The following is a 16,544-nucleotide window of genomic DNA, read 5'->3' on the forward strand; positions in this document are numbered from 1 at the left end:
AAATTAAAATTACGTCAATCTTTATTTGGAAGCAACAAAAATTATGCCTTAAGATTTCTAATGCGTTCTACAAGCGGAGGATGGGAATAATACATGAAAACGTAAGCTGGGTGGGGACTCAAATTACTTAGGTTATTTTTAGATAATTTTTTTAAAGAACTGATGAGCGGTTGTGCGGCATATGTTTCTTTGGCATAATTATCTGCTTGAAACTCGAATTTTCTAGACAGATAATTCATCACCAAACCAGTAAGGGTAGAAATAGGGCTGTATAGCAGTCCAAAAGCAAGTAGCGCAGCGTGGTAGCTTGGTATTTGGACTTTTATGGCTTTGGATAAATCTGGATTGTTGATGAATAACGAAAGAACAAAAAGGGTAAAACCTGTCGTTAATACAGATGCCAATAAGTTAACTACAATATGTCTTTTTTTATAATGCCCAACTTCGTGCGCTAAAACGGCAACTATTTCTTCTTGTTCCAAATCATTTAGTAAAGTATCAAACAAGGTCACGCGCTTTTGTTTGCCAAAACCAGAAAAATAGGCGTTGGCTTTAGTAGACCTTTTAGAGCCATCTATTACAAAAATGTTTTGTAATTGAAAACCAACTTTTTGAGCATAATTTTCAATCTTCAATTTTAATGTACCAGAACCTAAAGGTTCTTGCTTGTTAAATAATGGAACGATTAATTTGCTGTAAAATAAGTTTATAACAAGCATAAAGACTATAAAAACTCCCCATACGTAGAGCCAAAATTGAACACCAGCCCATTGTAAAAACCATATTAGAATGCTTAATAAGGCACTGCCAAAAACTATGGTTAATCCCCATCCTTTAAAAATATCTGTTACAAAAGTGGTTATCGTGGTTTTATTAAAACCAAACTTACTTTCTATTTTAAAGGTTTGGTAGTATGCAAATGGGATGGCAGCCAAGTTGCCTACAAAAAAAAGAATACCAAAAAATAATAAAGCTAGAACGTAGGGGTTGTCTGTATAAATACGTAAAGTTTGGTCTAACCAATTAAAACCACCAATCAATAGAAAAATAAGGGTGCTAAAAAAGGAAAACGCTTTTTGCAAAAAGCCAAAAGAATAATTGGCATTCTGGTAGTTTTTGGCTTTGCGGTATTCTTCTTGGTCAAAAACATCTGCCAGTTCTGGGGGAACTTTTTGTAGAAAGCTTTTGTGGTTTAATACCTCTAAAACCGTTTCAATTAAGTATTGTATCAGTAAAATTAATACGATACAATAAAAAAGGATGTTGGTATCCATGGTTTAGTTGAATCCGCGTTGGCGCTTCGCCTCAAAGATAAGAATTGCTGCGGATACAGACACATTCATACTATCAATTTCACCCTGCATAGGAATAATAATGTTTTGCGTAGAAGCTGCTAACCAATTGTCTGATAAACCTGTAGCCTCTGTCCCTACAACAATGGCAGCGGCTTTACTATAATCAATTTCTACATAATTTTTAGAAGCGCTAAGAGCAGCACAATAGATAGCAATATGCTTTTCTTTAAGAAAATTCAATATCTCTTTGGTAGACCCCATACCTATTTGTGTGGTAAAAGAACAACCTACACTAGAACGGATTGTATTGGGATTGTAAATATCTGTTTTTGGGTTTGCAATTAAAACCGCATCTATATTCGCCGCATCTGCCGTACGTAATAAAGCACCTATATTGCCTGGTTTTTCTGGAGCTTCTGCAACAAGGATAAGCGGATTGTCTGTAAGTTCTAAATTATTTAAAGTATGGCTTTTTGTATGTGCTAAGGCTACTATACCTTCAGTGGTATCCCTATGTGCAATTTTTTGGTACACTTCTTTGCTCACCCCAATAACTTCTTTAGCCGGGTAATTAATTAGGATTGAAGTGTCTGTTAAAATTGCATCGCAAAATAATATAGTTTCTAGTTGATAACCGCCTTTTAGGGCTAAGGATAATTCTCGTATCCCTTCTATCATAAATAATCCAGATTTTTTACGTTCTCTAGATTTGTCCTTTATTTGTACGAGCTTCTTAACCAGGGGATTATTTGGGCTACTGATGTATTTGGCGCTTTCCATGCGCCAAATGTACTTATTCCTGTAAACTATTCCAGTGCTTTACGACCAAAGCAAAAACTACAATAACAAAGCATGAAACAACTTACGCTATGGGTGTGGGTACTTATTTTTGTATCCTGTCAACCTAAAAAAAAGGAATCTGAAATTAGCAATGTATCCGAGGAGACTACACAAAAAGAAGTTCTTCATAAGTATCCGGAAGCCTTAGAACAGGTATTAGAAGCGCATGGCGGATTGGTTAGTTGGAAAAAGCAACGCACCTTAAGTTTTACTATTCCAAAACCCGATAATGAAGAAGTACACACTGTCGATTTAAAAACAAGGATGGATAAGATTGAAACACCTGCGTATGATATAGGGTTTGATGGCCATAATCCATGGTTTTTAGCTAAAGAAGGAGCGTTTAAGGGTAATGCTGAATTTTACCACAACCTGATGTTCTATTTTTATGCCATGCCTTTTGTGTTGGCGGATGATGGAATAAATTATGCAGAAACTGAACCATTGGAAGTTGAAGGTGTAATGTACCCCGGCGTTAAAATTACCTATAATGAAGGCGTTGGCACCTCTTTTAAGGACGAATATTATTTGCATTATGATGCCAACACATATAAGATGAAGTGGTTAGGGTATACCGTTACGTATAGGACTGGCGAAAAGTCTGAAAAAGTGAGTTGGATAAACTATAAAGAATGGGATAGCTTTAATGGCGTAGTATTACCTACAACTATAGCATGGCACAAAAGCGAAGGAAGAAAAATCATGGAAGAACGAAATGCAGTGTCGTTTAAGGCTATTAGTTTAAGCGAACAAGCCAAACCAATAGCGTTTTATGCTAAACCAAAGGCGGGTGAATTTTATGTAAAACCAGAATAATTAAAACTGTATTAGTATAGGTAAATGGTCCGAAGGGTAAAGTAAATTTGCTCTTCGGTCATCTATGGTGCGATAGGTTTTTGGTTTCAAATTTTTGGTCAGTATGTAATCAATTCTTCGGTCTAAAGGATGGGTTAGGTTAAATGCATTGTACGTACCAAAAGGACCATACACTTTTTCAGAGTTACGGTAGGCGTCTTCTAATTCTTCTATCAATATTGTTATTGGTGGTTGTTCTGGACTAGCATTTAAATCGCCCATAACAACAACTCGTTCCCCTTCTATTTTAAGCGCATGTATAAGTTTTAGGATTAGTTTAGACGAAGCAATTCTTGCTTGCTCCCCAAGATGGTCATAATGGCAATTAAAAACATATAGGTCTTGACCTGTATTTTTTTCCTTAAAATGGGCAAAAGTGGTTATCCGTTCCATGGCGGCATCCCATCCAACGCTTACCTTTTCTGGAGTATCAGATAACCAATATGTTTTGGTCTTGATTAAAGAAACCTTAGTAGTGTCGTAAAAAATTGGAGCGTATTCACCCTTAGTATTTCCGTCTTCTCTACCAACACCAACATATTGATAGCCACTTAGATTGGAATCTAAAAAAACTACTTGATTATTCAGGGCTTCTTGTACACCAAGTATAGTAGGTTGGTAAAAGTTAATCAATTGGGCAACTTCATTTTTTCTATGTTCCCACCAGTTTTCTTTATCCTCTGGATTGTTATATCTAATGTTATAGGTCATAGCTGTAGTTTGCCCTAAAGCAACTATAGTGATATTTAGTAGTAGAAGCGATGTTAAGATTCTCTTGGTCATTTTTAGTCTGTTAGGTTGATTATACACTACAAAAAAACCGATATGCAATAAATTATCAGCATATCGGTTTATTAATTTTAGGCTAAATCGGTTATTTTCCCGCTTCGTATTTGTCCATATAACGTTTCCATAATTTGGTTTGATGACTTTCTAAAGAAATGTCTCTACCATCAATAAAAGCCTTATCTAGTACATTTCCTTGCATATCTAACGCATCACCTTCAGCAATAAATAACGTAGCACTCTTGCCCACTTCTAACGTTCCGTAAGCATTATCTATGCCTAGAATTTTGGCGTTATTACCAGTGATGATTGCTAATGCCTTTTCTTTATCCATACCTTGAGCTACAATCTGCCCCGCATAAAATGGCAAATTCCTTGTTTGAAAGTTTGCAGCATCTGCATTTTGCATGCCTACCAAAAGACCAGCATCGGCCAAAATTTTTGGTAATTTGTAAGGATAATCATAGTCGTCATCTTCAAATAGGGGTAAGTTATGGGTATGTCTTACCAAAACTGGAACGTTATGCTTTTTAAGCAAGTCCGTAGTGGCTGGCGCGTAATACCCACCAACTAACACAACAGAAGCAATACCTGCAGCTTTTACGTTGGTTATAGCGTCTATAATTTCTTTTTCTCCATGAGCATAAACGTAAAGCTTTTTGTTCCCAGTAAACAAACCATTCATGGCTGCAAAAGCAGGATTTTCCTCTACTGATTTTCCTTTATTATAGGCCGCAGCATTAGCTAAAAATTCCTTTACCTGCGTTACGTTTTTATCATAATCTTTGTCTGGTCTGTATCCTCTAGGTTCCCCCATCCACCAGCGACCTCTACGGTAAGAACTTGGCCAGTTTAAGTGAACACCATCATCTGTCTTAACTGCAGCGTCCTCCCAGTTCCAAGCATCAAATTGCACGATAGAAGAGGTGCCAGATATGGTGCCTCCTTGTGGGGTAACCTGTCCAATTAAAACGCCATTGGGTCTCATACTTTCTACTACTTGAGACTCTGCGTTGTACGCTATAATACTGCGTACATGCGGAATCATTTCCCCAATTTCGTCTTGGTCTCTAGTGGGCCTAACTGCATCTATTTCTACCAAACCTAAAGATTTGGCTGGTGCAATAATGCCAGGGTAAACATGTTTACCTTCTGCACTTATGGTTTTACCTAATCTTGCAATTTTGGTATTGGCACTGCCAACAAATTTTAGCTTGCCTTCTGCAAACATGATTAAGGAATTCTCTATAATTTCTCCATTACCTAAGTGCGCGGTGGCTCCTTCTATGGTTATGGGTTCTGATTGCGGTTGTGCTGGAGTTTGTTGGGCATGGGAATAGAAACCCAAGGCAATCACAACTACTGCAAATATTTTTTTCATTTCTGGTTGAATTTTAAAGGGTTTCACACTCAAACAATGGCTTCTTACGTTGAATAGGAGCTTGGGTTTTAGCACCGCTAGCTTTTTTATTCAGCATCATAGTAATAAGCTTAGCACGCTCAGCTTTTATCGCTTCTCTTTGTGCCTTGTCTTTTTCTATATCAAAATAAACGGCTCCTTCTATCAATGTTTTTTCAGCTTTGGCGTATACAGACATTGGGTAATCTGACCAAAGCACTAAATCTGCATCATTACCCTCTTTAATGCTACCCACGCGGTGGTCTATATGTAATAGTTTTGCTGGGTTTAGCGTCACAGTTTTCCACGCTTCTATCTCTGACATGCCACCATATTTCATAGTTTTAGCCGCCTCTTGATTTAGTCGTCTAGACATCTCTGCATCATCACTATTGATAGCTACAGTAACCCCTTGGCTAGCCATAATTGCAGCATTGTAGGGAATAGCATCTTTTACCTCGTACTTATATGCCCACCAATCGCTAAATGTTGATGCGCCAACGCCGTGTTCTGCCATTTTATCTGCCACTTTATAGCCTTCTAAAATGTGCGTAAAAGTGTTTACTTTAAAACCGAATTTTTCGGCAACTTTCATCAGCATGTTAATCTCGCTCTGTACATAAGAGTGGCAACTAATAAAGCGTTCGCCATTGATGATTTCTGCAATTACTTCTAGTTCTTCATCTACACGGTAGGGCTGTCCACTTTTCTTTTTGGCATCGTATTCTTTTGCACGTTGAAAGTAATTCATAAACACTTGTTCAACACCCATTCTAGTCTGTGGAAAACGAGAATAACTATCCCAGTTGCTTTGCTTTACATTTTCTCCCAGTGCAAACTTGATGAATTTAGGCATATCTGGAAATAATAAATCATCTGCGCCTTTTCCCCATTTTAGTTTAAGAATGGCAGACCTGCCTCCAATTGGGTTTGCGGAACCATGCAGCAATTGTATGGTGGTAACTCCGCCTGCTAGGTTACGATAAATGTTTACATCTTTAGGGTCTACCACATCTGCCATTTTAACTTCTGCAGAAGAGTTGTGGCCAGCCTCGTTGATAGATAATCCGGCAATATGGCTGTGTTCGTCAATTACGCCAGCTGTAAGGTGTTTACCTGTAGCATCTATAACTTTAGCATTACCAGCACCTAAGTCAGTGCCAATCTTTGCTATTTTTCCATTTTTAACTAATACGTCTGTGTTTTTTAGAATTGCTTCCCCAGTCCAAACCGTAGCGTTCTTAAATAGTATATTTTCCGCCTTTGGCAACTCTGTATTTCCTAAGCCTATGTTGGGATAGGTCAATTGTACTAACTCTGGTGAACTTGCGGTTGCTTTTTCCTTTTCTTTCTGTTGAAAAGATTTTTCTTGTGCAGCAGTGAATTGTGTGGATGTACCGTTGGGCAAGATTAGTTTCCCAGCAATGTTTTTGCTAGTACCGTCTATTTTTGAGGTAGTGCGGTACAAATCGTTATCCTTAGAGAAGGAGAAGGTAAGCCAGTCTCCATCATAATTTATTTTTGAAGTAAGTTTAAGAGTATCTAGCTTTACTTCTAATTTAGGCTTACTTGCTTCACCAGAAATAGCTAAATTAAAGGTTTTGCCTTGTGCCGTAAGAACATAATCGCCACGAATGTCTACTTGGTCCATAGCATTGATTACGTTTTTTTCTCCTTGTACCCAGTTTTCATAGAGGGTAGTACTAGTTTCAAAAATATCACCAGAAGCAATTAAAAAATTAGCTTGCTTGCCCTTTTCTAAGGTCCCAATGGTACTAGATTTGCCAATAATACTAGCAGGTACAGTAGTAAGAGCCTCTAAAGCTTTGGTTTTAGAAAGACCGTAGGTAATTGCTTTGTTAATATTACTTAGAAAATCCTTGGTCTTTATGTCATTCAACGTAAAGGAAAAGATAACTCCATTTTCTGCTAATACTTTTGGATTAGACGGAGCTAAATTCCAATGGCGCATATCAGATAAGTTTACATATTTTGCAGCGAATGGGTCCGTTACATCATAAGCCTCTGGAAAGTTTAAAGGTATAATTAAACGTGCATTAGTTTGCTTAACTTGGTCAATAAACTGATACTCATCTCCTCCTCCAAGTATAGTGTATTGAATTCCAAATTGGTCACCTACTTTATCTGCACGCATAATGTTACCGTTATCACCAGCCGCAAATATTTGTGGTAAGCCTTTGTTAGTTATTAAAGCTTCTATTGAGCGGTCTTTGGTAGCTACATTCCCTTTAGCATACCAGTCCATGTCATAATACAACTGTCTCATTAAAGCTGTTGCCCCCATAAGACTAGTTGGGTAAGATTGTCTGGAAGTTACACTTTTAGAAAAAGAAAAATATTGAGCGGATTCGTCTTCTAAGATACGGTCTGCATCATTGCCGTCCGAGTTTAAAGCTACCAAGACACCTGTACCTCTGGCAATGCCATCTTGCACGTGTGCATTCACAACACCAAAACCAACTTTGCGTAATTCTTCTGCTTTTTTATCATCAAACTTAAACTTTTCAATAGCTGCCATTTCTGGCATAATGTGGTCGTTCCAATAAAATCCTTCTCTGGACGGTCCGTATTGCGAGGCTCTGCCGCTACCTGAGGCACGTTTAGGTTTTTCTATTCCAAAATCCGAGTACACATCTATAAAAGACGGGTATATACTCTTACCTGCAACATCTGTTACAATGGTGTTTTTAGGAATACTTACTGTTGTGCCAACACTGACAACTTTGCCATTTTGGATTAATAAAGTGGCGTTTTCTAAAACCTGTGTTGGTGTTACGTAAATTTTAGCATTGGTAAATGCCCTGTAGTTGTTGTTCTTTGCTTTTACGCCTGTATTATTAGGAAAGTAATCTTGCGCAAACAAAGAAACACTGCACCAGAATACTGCTAGTGCTAGGAGTCTCATTTTCATTAGTGGAATTTATTTGAATTAGTCCCTTTAAAGGTAAACTAACACAAATAACTGTGCAAAAAGCACACTAAAATCCTTTAGCTTTATGATAATTAATCAATAACCCCACCACTTTATTATAACTATGAATACCATCTGCCTGTTTATTTGCTTTTAAGAAACTATTAAATAAGGCTTTGAAAACAGGTTCCGTGATGTTTTCGTAACCATCCCAAAAACTTCTAAGTTCTGCGTAATTCTTTTTTACACCTGGATTTAAAGTTGCCCATAAACGATTAAAATCAGATTCGCTTTTTGCACGTAGGTCAGACAAGCAGTAGGCTAGTGCATGGGAATATGCGGCATATTTAAAATACGGGTCCTTGTTATTAGCAGTCACTAAAAAACCAATAAAATTGGTAGCAGATTCAGAAGAATAACCAATTTGATGCCCCGCTTCATGTCCGCTGATGGTTGGGAATCTAAGAATTGGAATTTTACCGTTTACTTGAGCTTCATTAGTAAATGGATTTAGATAACCACCATAACCCATGTAAGTTAGTGGCAGGCTATATAATGATGTTTTGAGACTTTTAGGTTGATATTTAAATTCTGGATAGATTACAGATAACGATTTATAACCCGCTGTGGTTTTTTTGAAAACTTCTTTTTGGCTGTAAGGGATAAAAACAGCTTGAGCGGTGTCTTTTGTTATGTTAAATTGAAGTGTATTGGTTTTTTCTATCAAATAGGTATTAAATTCTACCAATTCTTCTAAAGTGTAGTTCCTTTCTATCTCTAATTTCTCTTCAATAGGTAGCCTATGGTAATTTAACCCCCAAAATAAGTGAAATATAAAATAACCAATAGATAACGAAACACCGGTATCAGTAAAAAAATGCAATGGAGCCTTCCATACGTTTTTGCCTTTTAAAAAGAGGTAACGTAGTAAAGAAAAAGCTAGAAGGGTGTAAAAAATGTCGCCTACAGAAAAGGGAATCCAACCAGTTAATACGCGTAAAAATGTGCTTATCCAAAGATATATACCTTCGGAATAATAGGTTTCTACAAAATTAGGGTAGTGACTAAGCAAACGTACTAGCACAATTTGTGGTAGTAGGGATAACGCTATAATCCGTTTTGTTTTTGTATTCATTAATACTAACGAAGCTACAACAACTAGTGCATTCTTCCAATTTGTTATTCTATAAAGACCGAAGAAACTTTGCCATTAAAATTACCCTCTTTTCTGCTATGCAAATTTAGAATTAGGCCAAAGGTTTGGTCTCTATGTGCTTGTAGACTGATTGCTCCATTACGCAATTTGATTTTTCTCCCATTTAGCCGTACCTCAATAATTCTGTTACTTAGGTTGTAGTTATGATGCATATTGTCATCATCATAATCATCATCGTCTAATTTGTAATAATTAAAATTAGGGTTGTGTCTGTTGTATTCTTTTAGATAGATTTCCATTTGGTTGCCATCGTCCAAGAATAAAGAAATAAATATCTCGCCGTGACTCTCTATATTCGCTAAAGCGTCTTCTACATAAAAGGAATATACAGAACCATAATTTTGATGCGTAATTTTTCCTAAATTATGATGATTGCATTGAATAGTGCAGCGGTGCGGTGCGGGTTGTCTTCTTGGGGGAGCAGGTCTTCTACGGTTAATTACAACTACTTCTGGAAGGTCTATTCCAATTTCAATATGGCCACCAATATGGACCTGCGCGTTGGTTGGGATGCAACTAAGTAATACAACTAGAATTGTTAATCTGGTAAGCATTTTCATTTACTTGATTTTACAAGTGAAAATCAAGCATTATGCCAAAAACAAAAAGCCCTAACCATTTGGTTAGGGCTAGATAGTATATAAAAAATATGTTATTCAGCTATACCGGTAATTTCTAAATCGAAAACCAAAGTAGAGCCGCCTGGTATTGGGCCATAATCGTTGTCTCCGTATCCTAAATGTGGTGGTATAAAAAGGCGAACTTTATCACCCACTTTCATAGTTTGCAAACCTTCTCTAAATCCAGGAATTAATTTAGCCTCAGGACCGTATACCATAGGGAATGGACGGTAACCCCCTTGGTCTCTACGCCCAGGGTTAAGCTGTCCGTACTTTGCAGCAACTTCTTCTATATTACTATCAAATAAATTACCGTCTGTAAAATAACCCGCATAGTTAACCAAAACTTGTTGCCCCATTTGTGGTTGCTGTCCATTGGCATCATTTAATTTTAATACTTTTAGGCCGCTTTCTAGTGTTTCTGCTTTTTCTAACTGCTCTGCAATTTCAAAAGCAAAATCCTCTTTCATCTTTTTCATGGCTGCAATAACTTCTTCTTCTTCTTTAAAGTAGTCTTGCATTACTTTAATTGCATCAAACTTTTTAGCGTCTTTACCATTACGAATAATTTCTACTTTATTCATAGTAACTGGCTCAACAGGCTTGTCTCCGCTTCCTGTTTTTACTGCAGCAATAGAATCTACCACTTCTATACCCTTCACTACTTCACCAAAAACGGTATGTTTACCATTTAACCAAGGAGTTTCTTTATGGGTGATAAAAAATTGACTGCCATTGGTTTTAGGTCCAGAATTGGCCATGGAAAGAATTCCTTTCTTGTTATGCTGTAATGTATCTACAAATTCGTCCTTAAACTTATAACCTGGGCTACCAGAGCCAGTACCTGTTGGGTCACCCCCTTGAGACATAAAGTCTTTTATAATTCTATGAAAAGTAAGCCCATCATAATATTTTTTGTCTTTAAATTCTTCAGAAACAAATGGATTATTCCCTTCTGCAAGAGATACAAAATTCGCCACCGTTACAGGGGTTGCTTCTTTATGTAATTTTACTACAATGTCTCCCTTATTGGTTTGGATATCTGCATAAATACCATCGCCCAAATCTGCATATTTTCCAGATTTACATGCGGTCATTAAAAGTAAGAGGGTGCTTATCCCAAGCAATAATTTTCTCATCAAGGTCTATTTAAATTAGTACTGTCTTTTTTTATTTCGATTAGTGTAATGCTCGATTTTACAGGCATGTTAGGTCCTATTTTATCGTTATCTCCCTTATAGCCGTAGGCTTGGCTAGACGGAAATAAAAAGGTGGCTTGTTCTCCTTCTCTTAATAGTTTTACGGCATTACGAAGCCCTGGAAATAATTGGGATTTATCTACGGCATGTTGTACCAAGCCGATATCTTTTCTTTTGTAAATGGTATCTCCTGTAAAACTCATGATATTGTAGGTAAGAAAAACTACATCATCGGTTTGTGGTGTGTAAGCCAAACTATCTTTCTGGGTTTCATAAAAATACCAAAAACCACTAGTGCTGGTTTCGTATTCATTTAGGGTATCTTTCTGTATTATCTCCTTAATCGCAGTTTCTTCTGCGGCTAATAGGCGTTTGCTTCGCTCTGCGGATTCTCTAATAAAACTTGTGCTTTTTTGTTGCACAGGTTTTCTAGGTTCTGGCTCGCCACAGCTTAATAGAACTACACCTGCAAGAATACTTAAAATACTATTTTTCATGCGTGTAATGCTGTTTTGTAAGCTTCTAAAAGCTTTTTAAATTTAGTCACCGTTGCTTCCATTGAGTCATCACTTCTACCTCCTGCTGCATTATCATGACCGCCACCGTTAAAATGTTTTCTAGCGAATTGATTTACAGAAAAATCACCCACAGATCGAAACGAAATTTTAATAATGCCTTCCTCTTTATTTTCAATAAAAATCACCGCAAATATAATCCCTTCTAAGGTAAGCCCGTAATTAACAAACCCTTCGGTATCTCCCTTGGTGTAATTATGCTTATCCAATTCTTCTTGGGTCATGGTAATAAATGCAGTGCGATACTCTTGCAGAATTACCAAATTATTTAGTGCTGTACCCAAAAGATGTAGACGGGAAGGAGAATTATTATCAAATATATTCTGATTAATGGTAGTTCCCTCTGCTCCTTGGTCTAGTAAAGAGGCAATTACTCTATGTGTTCTACTGGTTGTAGACCTGTATTTAAAAGAGCCTGTATCTGTTAAAATACCAGTGTACAAGCTGGTAGCCATTTCTGGACTAATTAATGCTACCGCATTAAATGCTTCAACAACGTTGTAAACCATTTCGCAAGTAGAACTCATGCTGGTATCAGAATAGGTTATATCAGCGTAATCTGCGGGTTGTTGGTGGTGGTCTATCATCACAAATTTAGCCTTGGCGTTTGTTAGCAAGGCTTCCATCTGTTGTCCAGTCCTAGAAAAATGATTAAAGTCTAAAGTAAATATAAGGTCGGCATTCTCAATTAAACTCTTGCAATGCGCTTGTTGATATTCGAAAATTAGGATGTCTTTGCTGCCAGGAATCCATTTTAAAAACTTTGGAAAATCGTTTGGCACAATTATTTGAGCATCATGCCCTTGAGATGCTAAAAAACGCTGTAAACCTAAAGTAGAGCCAATAGCGTCCCCGTCTGGATTCTTATGAGGTACAATTATGATGTTTTTAGCCTTAGCTAGCAATGCTTTTAACTGCTTTACCTGTGTTGTATTCATGAGCCCAAATATAGTATTATAATAGCGTATTGCCGTTTTAAATTAGGCGTATAAAAAAGATATGTAATGCGTATTGGTAATCTTTAATTAAAGTAGATACTCTTGTGACTTTTATGAAAAGGCGTACTTTTGCGCAAAATTTCTAAAAAAATGACAGGTAATAGAACATTCACCATGATTAAGCCAGATGCTGTTGAAAACGGACACATAGGCGGTATTTTGGATAAAATCAGCGGTGCTGGTTTTAAAATCGTAGCAATGAAGTACACCCATTTAAGCAAAAGGGATGCAGAGGCTTTTTACGCTGTACACAATGAACGTCCATTTTTTGGTGAGTTGGTAGAATTTATGACCCGTGGTCCTATAGTAGCCGCTGTGCTAGAAAAAGATAATGCTGTGGAAGATTTTAGAGCTTTAATAGGAGCAACAAATCCGGCAGAGGCTGCAGAAGGTACAATCAGAAAATTATATGCTACTAGCTTAGGTGAAAATGCGGTACACGGTTCTGATAGTGATGAAAATGCTGCTATAGAAAGTGCTTTCCACTTTTCTGGTAGAGAAATTTTCTAAGTAAAAAGATTTGCTAAGCCGTATAATACGGTTCGTTATACAAGAAAAGCCACCTGTGAGGGTGGCTTTTCTATTAGCGTAATACTATTTTTTTTACGAGTTCTGAACCCAACTCTTCATTAATCATGGCAATTATCTTTTGTTTACCCATGCTCAATTCTTGGCGTAAAACAGAAGAGGTTAAGGATACGTATAGCGTTTCGTTTTTTAATTCTACTTGCTGGGTGTAGGTGTTAATTCCTGGCCCCATGAGATTGGTCCAAGCTTCTCGCGCATTTACCTTATTTATCCCTTTTTCTAGATTATTTTCCTTGATAAACGCTTTTAATACATCTCCTAAATGCTGTTGTTCGTTGTGTCTTTTAGCCATTAGGGTATAATATTTATAGGTTCGTATCTTTTGTAGGTATAGGTAATACCTTCCTTATCCTTGATGGAAAAATTAAGAGAGTCCAGTTGCTTTAATTGCTCGGTCCATTGGTTTAATCCATTTTTATATTGCAGCAAAAATTCATCGTCTTTTTTTAGAATGCTAAAAGGCTCAACATCCTTAGTGCTAGTATACGTCCCATCTAATTTTGGTTGTACTTTGCTTTTAATTCCTTTAAATTGATTTAATTGAATAAAATCTATAGTGGTATTTACAGTGTATTCTTTTTTAGTGCCATCGGCAAATTCTACCGTAGTAATTTCCCAATATCCGTTGAGTAAATGTAAGTCTGTCTCAGCGATAGATTTATCTGTACAACTTAAAATACCCAATAATAGGCCAATAACTATCCAGTACTTCATACTACAAGTTAAATATTTTATAAGATTGATGTATGTTTTTTACCACCTTTTCCGTTCGGTCTGCATGGGTGTCGCTTATAAATAGTTGACCAAAATGGTCATCATCTACTAATTTTACCAACTGCGCTACACGTTGCTCATCTAACTTATCAAAAATGTCATCCAATAGTAGAATAGGAGTGGTTTTGGTTTGTTCTTTAATCATTTTAAATTGCGCAAGTTTTAATGCAATTAAAAACGATTTTTGCTGTCCTTGACTACCAAATTTTTTAATAGGATGTTCTGCGATACTAAAATCCAAATCGTCTTTATGTATACCAGCAGAGGTGTATTGTAGCGCTCGGTCTTTTTCCAAACTGCTTTCTAATAAGGTAAGTAAATCATTATCATGCAATTTGCTATTATAATGTAAGGCGATGCCTTCTTCCTTTTTAGCTACATTTAAATATTGTTCTTTAAACAATGGTATAAAACGTTCTAAAAAATCTTTTCGCTTGTTGTAAATAGTAGTGCCGAGTGATGCTAGTTGTTCATTGTAAACCCCAAGAGTTACTGCGTCAAAAGTGTGGTTGGCAGCAAAATACTTTAATAGGGAATTGCGTTGCGTTACTATCTTATTATAGTTGATAAGGTTTTGTAAATACCCGTTGTCTGATTGTGATATCACACCATCTAAGAATTTACGGCGGGTATCACTCCCTTCAATTATTAAATCACGGTCGGCTGGCGATATAATAACTAAAGGTAAAAAACCAATATGTTCAGAGAAGCGTTCGTACGCTTTCCCATTTCTTTTAATTATTTTTTTAGTTCCTTTCTTATAGCTACAAATTACCTTTTCTTCTCGCTCATTCTTTTCAAAAAGGCCTTCTATCATAAAAAAGTCGGTCCCATGCTTAATATTTTGCGTGGTTACGGGGTTAAAGTAGCTTTTGCCAAAAGAAAGGTGGTAAATAGCATCTAACACATTTGTTTTGCCCACGCCATTTTGTCCTACAAAACAGTTTATTGTAGAATCAAACTCAAAATTTTCACTATCAAAACTCTTGTAATTAACTAAGGACAAATGTTTTAAATGCATAAAAAGGTGCTGTGGATTAAAAAAAGCAGCTCAGAACCCAAAAAATGGGGTTTCAAAAATAACGAATAATTTACCTTTCGATTTTAGATAAAAACTTTATTTTTGCCCGATTAAAAAAAGGAAGATGGCCACATATAAGAAGCGCGGTTACAAACCAAAGACAAAGGAAGAAGAAGTAATTATAGAAGAACAAGAAAGCACAACAGCAGAGGTATTTAATACACTGGATGAGGGTGCTTCTAAAACCGAAGCTTGGGTTTCTAAAAACCAAAATTACATTGTTGGTGCTATTGTAGCAGTTGCTGTTGTGGTATTAGGGTATTTGGCCTACACTAAATTTGTAGTGGAACCAAAAGACACTAATGCGGCGAATGAATTCTCTTATCCAATGCAAAACTTTAATGCAGCACTGACTAATGAAGCTCAGAAAGACTCTTTAATGACGTTAGCTTTAGAAGGTACGGAGGGTAAGTTTGGTTTTATTGATATTATTGAAGAATATAGCGGTACACCAACTGCAAACATGGCAAAATATGCTGCAGGTATGGCGTATTTAAACTTACAAAAGTATGATGAGGCTATTTCTTATTTAGAAGATTTTTCTTCTGACGATGAGGTTTATAGCGCTTTAGCTTTAGGTGGTATTGGCGACGCTTTTTCCCAATTGGAGCAACAAAAAGATGCTTTTGATTACTATAAAAAAGCTATTTCTGCCGCTGGGGAGAATGATTTTACGGCGCCTAAGTTTTTATATAAAGCAGGCGTTGCTGCCCTACAGTTGGGGAATAAAGAGCAAGCGTTGGATTATTTTAATAGAATTAAAGAAGAATTTCCAGCAGCAAAAGAGGCTAACTCTATAGACGCGTTAATTGGTTTTGCAGAGTAAGCATGGCTACAGAAAATAAAAACCTTTCCGTTTACAATAAAGAAGAATTGCCAAATGTGAGTCATTTAAAAATCGGCTTGGTAGTTTCTGAATGGAATGACAGTATAACAGAGCCCCTTTATCAAGGGGCTTTTGAAGCCTTAATAGATTGTGGTGTAGCACCAGAGGCAATTACGAGATGGAATGTTCCTGGTAGCTTTGAACTTACTTTTGGCGCTAAAAAAATGATTAAAGAATTGCCTGTAGATGCTGTGATAACTATTGGCAGTGTTATAAGAGGAGAAACTAGCCATTTTGATTACGTATGTAGTGCTACCGCACAAGGCGTTAAGGATTTAAATGTGCAGTTTAATGTACCTGTGATTTTCTGTGTGCTTACAGATGACACTATGCAGCAAGCCATTGACCGCAGTGGAGGTAAGCATGGTAATAAAGGTACAGAAGCCGCCATTGCTGCGCTAAAAATGGCTATGCTAGGCAATTAAATTCCTTAAGGAGTGCTACTTGCACCCTGTTGTTAACAAATATTGTGAGCTGTAGTTTAAGGCTTCCTGCTATTT

17 protein-coding genes are annotated in these 16,544 nt (G+C 36.8%); 4 read left to right on the top strand and 13 right to left on the bottom strand.

Features of this window, described 5'->3' with window-relative positions; all coding sequences use genetic code 11:
* Positions 1 to 41 precede the first annotated feature (41 nt).
* Positions 42 to 1,274, bottom strand: a complete 1,233-nt coding sequence (locus tag FBT53_RS09460) for a M48 family metallopeptidase (RefSeq protein ID WP_136950942.1) — start codon at positions 1,272 to 1,274, stop codon at positions 42 to 44.
* Positions 1,275 to 1,277: 3 nt separating this feature from the next.
* A complete protein-coding gene (locus FBT53_RS09465) occupies positions 1,278 to 2,075 on the bottom strand; it encodes an RNA methyltransferase (RefSeq protein ID WP_136950943.1) in 798 nt (265 codons plus the stop codon).
* 72 nt (positions 2,076 to 2,147) lie between these two features.
* Here FBT53_RS09465 and FBT53_RS09470 point away from each other — a divergent pair, with 72 nt between their 5' ends.
* A complete protein-coding gene (locus FBT53_RS09470; RefSeq protein WP_136950944.1) occupies positions 2,148 to 2,951 on the top strand; it encodes a DUF6503 family protein in 804 nt (267 codons plus the stop codon).
* Here the strand turns inward: FBT53_RS09470 and FBT53_RS09475 are convergent, their stop codons facing one another.
* From FBT53_RS09475 to FBT53_RS09510, 8 genes are all read right to left on the bottom strand, one after another.
* Positions 2,952 to 3,773 (bottom strand): endonuclease/exonuclease/phosphatase family protein, encoded by an 822-nt coding sequence (locus FBT53_RS09475; protein WP_136950945.1) that lies wholly within the window; start codon positions 3,771 to 3,773, stop codon positions 2,952 to 2,954.
* 91 nt (positions 3,774 to 3,864) lie between these two features.
* Entirely contained in the window at positions 3,865 to 5,157 is a 1,293-nt protein-coding gene (locus tag FBT53_RS09480; protein ID WP_136950946.1) for an amidohydrolase family protein, read from the bottom strand.
* Positions 5,158 to 5,170: 13 nt separating this feature from the next.
* Entirely contained in the window at positions 5,171 to 8,107 is a 2,937-nt protein-coding gene (locus FBT53_RS09485) for an amidohydrolase family protein (RefSeq protein WP_136950947.1), read from the bottom strand.
* 67 nt (positions 8,108 to 8,174) lie between these two features.
* The gene (locus FBT53_RS09490) at positions 8,175 to 9,242 is read right to left on the bottom strand and encodes a DUF3810 domain-containing protein (RefSeq protein ID WP_136950948.1); all 1,068 of its coding nucleotides are present in this window, start codon (positions 9,240 to 9,242) and stop codon (positions 8,175 to 8,177) included.
* A gap of 44 nt (positions 9,243 to 9,286) precedes the next feature.
* The gene (locus tag FBT53_RS09495; RefSeq protein WP_136950949.1) at positions 9,287 to 9,883 is read right to left on the bottom strand and encodes a hypothetical protein; all 597 of its coding nucleotides are present in this window, start codon (positions 9,881 to 9,883) and stop codon (positions 9,287 to 9,289) included.
* Between the two features lie 92 nt (positions 9,884 to 9,975).
* Complete coding sequence (locus FBT53_RS09500; RefSeq protein ID WP_136950950.1) at positions 9,976 to 11,082, bottom strand: peptidylprolyl isomerase; 1,107 nt, start codon at positions 11,080 to 11,082, stop codon at positions 9,976 to 9,978.
* Complete coding sequence (gene gldI, locus FBT53_RS09505; protein ID WP_136950951.1) at positions 11,082 to 11,639, bottom strand: gliding motility-associated peptidyl-prolyl isomerase GldI; 558 nt, start codon at positions 11,637 to 11,639, stop codon at positions 11,082 to 11,084. The genes FBT53_RS09500 and gldI overlap by 1 nt, the downstream gene beginning before the upstream one ends.
* Entirely contained in the window at positions 11,636 to 12,655 is a 1,020-nt protein-coding gene (locus tag FBT53_RS09510) for a bifunctional oligoribonuclease/PAP phosphatase NrnA (protein ID WP_136950952.1), read from the bottom strand. The genes gldI and FBT53_RS09510 overlap by 4 nt, the downstream gene beginning before the upstream one ends.
* Before the next feature lie 150 nt (positions 12,656 to 12,805).
* On the opposite strand from FBT53_RS09510, the gene FBT53_RS09515 reads away from it, so the two are divergent.
* On the top strand, positions 12,806 to 13,225 hold the full coding sequence (locus tag FBT53_RS09515; protein WP_136950953.1) for a nucleoside-diphosphate kinase: 420 nt from the start codon (positions 12,806 to 12,808) through the stop codon (positions 13,223 to 13,225).
* A 73-nt stretch (positions 13,226 to 13,298) separates the two neighbouring features.
* Here FBT53_RS09515 and FBT53_RS09520 read toward each other — a convergent pair whose 3' ends face one another.
* From FBT53_RS09520 to FBT53_RS09530, 3 genes are read right to left on the bottom strand one after another with little or no spacing between them, the layout of a single operon-like run.
* A complete protein-coding gene (locus FBT53_RS09520; protein WP_136950954.1) occupies positions 13,299 to 13,595 on the bottom strand; it encodes a DUF721 domain-containing protein in 297 nt (98 codons plus the stop codon).
* Positions 13,595 to 14,017 (bottom strand): hypothetical protein, encoded by a 423-nt coding sequence (locus FBT53_RS09525; protein WP_136950955.1) that lies wholly within the window; start codon positions 14,015 to 14,017, stop codon positions 13,595 to 13,597. The genes FBT53_RS09520 and FBT53_RS09525 overlap by 1 nt, the downstream gene beginning before the upstream one ends.
* 1 nt (position 14,018) lies before the next feature.
* Positions 14,019 to 15,098 carry a DNA replication/repair protein RecF gene (locus FBT53_RS09530; RefSeq protein ID WP_136950956.1) on the bottom strand — a complete coding sequence of 360 codons (1,080 nt, stop codon included), beginning with the start codon at positions 15,096 to 15,098 and terminating at the stop codon, positions 14,019 to 14,021.
* A 124-nt stretch (positions 15,099 to 15,222) separates the two neighbouring features.
* Between FBT53_RS09530 and FBT53_RS09535 the strand changes: the two genes are divergently transcribed.
* Both FBT53_RS09535 and ribH read left to right on the top strand, forming a co-directional pair.
* Positions 15,223 to 15,984, top strand: a complete 762-nt coding sequence (locus FBT53_RS09535; RefSeq protein WP_136950957.1) for a tol-pal system YbgF family protein — start codon at positions 15,223 to 15,225, stop codon at positions 15,982 to 15,984.
* Between the two features lie 2 nt (positions 15,985 to 15,986).
* Positions 15,987 to 16,469: a 6,7-dimethyl-8-ribityllumazine synthase gene (ribH, locus tag FBT53_RS09540; RefSeq protein WP_136950958.1), complete on the top strand. Its 483-nt coding sequence runs from the start codon at positions 15,987 to 15,989 to the stop codon at positions 16,467 to 16,469.
* Positions 16,470 to 16,544: the final 75 nt, after the last annotated feature.

The organism is Flavobacterium sp. ASW18X (genome assembly GCF_005144745.1).
GTDB lineage: Bacteria > Bacteroidota > Bacteroidia > Flavobacteriales > Flavobacteriaceae > Croceivirga.